The organism is Oleiphilus sp. HI0080, from assembly GCF_001635135.1.
Genome location: NZ_LWFU01001131.1, coordinates 1 through 1,322 on the forward strand (window position 1 = coordinate 1; position 1,322 = coordinate 1,322).

General features: G+C 48.3%; 2 protein-coding genes and 4 tRNA genes. 1 reads left to right on the plus strand and 5 read right to left on the minus strand.

The window, feature by feature from the left end:
- A partial coding sequence (locus tag A3751_RS20365; RefSeq protein WP_231876950.1) for a helix-turn-helix transcriptional regulator occupies nt 1–471 on the plus strand: 471 nt, incomplete at its 5' end.
- A 99-nt stretch (nt 472–570) separates the two neighbouring features.
- Here A3751_RS20365 and A3751_RS20370 read toward each other — a convergent pair.
- From A3751_RS20370 to A3751_RS23260, 5 genes are all read right to left on the minus strand, one after another.
- A tRNA-Asp gene (locus A3751_RS20370) sits at nt 571–647 on the minus strand.
- Between the two features lie 56 nt (nt 648–703).
- Nucleotides 704–779, minus strand: a tRNA-Val gene (locus A3751_RS20375).
- A 19-nt stretch (nt 780–798) separates the two neighbouring features.
- Nucleotides 799–875, minus strand: a tRNA-Asp gene (locus A3751_RS20380).
- A gap of 32 nt (nt 876–907) precedes the next feature.
- Nucleotides 908–983, minus strand: a tRNA-Val gene (locus tag A3751_RS20385).
- Nucleotides 984–1,120: 137 nt separating this feature from the next.
- Nucleotides 1,121–1,322 (minus strand): hypothetical protein (locus tag A3751_RS23260; protein WP_197466566.1); only part of this gene is annotated, 202 nt, incomplete at its 5' end.

Consider the following 1,322-nt stretch of genomic DNA (forward strand, 5'->3'; position numbering starts at 1 on the left):
ATACTATTCAGTCAAAAACGAAATGCTTTAGTTCTGAAACGGGGTCATCACCACGAAAGACTCACAGACAGCTGCGCGACCACATTCTCTAAAATGACGGAAATCTGCGAACAAGAAAGACGTAAATGGAACTCTGGAACGACCACTGCGGACCAAGTCGTTGATCTAATATCCGCAAATCTCACGGGCACACCGCCCAACATCGAATCCATTGCTAGAAAACTTGGCATCGCAGGCTGGACACTGCGCCGACGATTGGCCAACGAAGGATTTAAGTTTCAGACATTACTTGATGACACTCGAAATGCGCTCGCTCAAACATATGTTCGAGACACAAAGCATAACTTTACGGAGATTGCTTTTCTTCTAGGTTTTTCTTCTCCATCCGCCTTTCATAGAGCCTTTAAACGCTGGAGCGGAATGAGCCCTGGCAGCTACAGAGACGGACCAAAGCACGATCAGACTAAATAGTAATAGAGGACGATCGAATTGGAGGAAATCGCATTCGAGAAATATGTAAGTACTGCGACTAAAGAAAGAAAAATAAAAGCCAGAGAAAGAAGTTTAAAGTGGCGGACCGGACGGGACTCGAACCCGCGACCCCCGGCGTGACAGGCCGGTATTCTAACCAACTGAACTACCGGTCCGCATCTTTAAAAACTCTACCTAAACCATTTGAGCTGAGCCAAACTAGTAAAGGATTTGGTGGGTGGTACAGGGATCGAACCTGTGACCCTCGCCTTGTAAGGGCGATGCTCTCCCAGCTGAGCTAACCACCCATCTGGGTGACAACTTAAGTGGCGGACCGGACGGGACTCGAACCCGCGACCCCCGGCGTGACAGGCCGGTATTCTAACCAACTGAACTACCGGTCCGCATCTTAAAGCTGTTTTCGACTTGAGCGGTTTGGTGGGTGGTACAGGGATCGAACCTGTGACCCTCGCCTTGTAAGGGCGATGCTCTCCCAGCTGAGCTAACCACCCTGCTCAAATCGAGATGCGCATTTTAACGATTTGGCCCTTACTGTCAATCACTATTTCGGGTTTTTTTAGGAATTTGAAATGCTTTGTTAACTGAGACGAAATTCTTGAAAAAACAGGTACTTTGATGTTGTGGCCAATCAATTTAGCTGTTGCAAAATCCTCTCACGCTCCTCTTCCCTTTCAGTAAGAGCAACACGCTCAGGTTTAGGCAACGACTGAACAACAGGCAGCTCTTTCCCAAAAGGGTTAAACCAGAAAAACTCATCAAAATCGTCCCCTTCAGCAAAATCAGGATCATAGGGCGCCGGCTTAATATTCCCTGCCCGCGCAGCCGCCTCT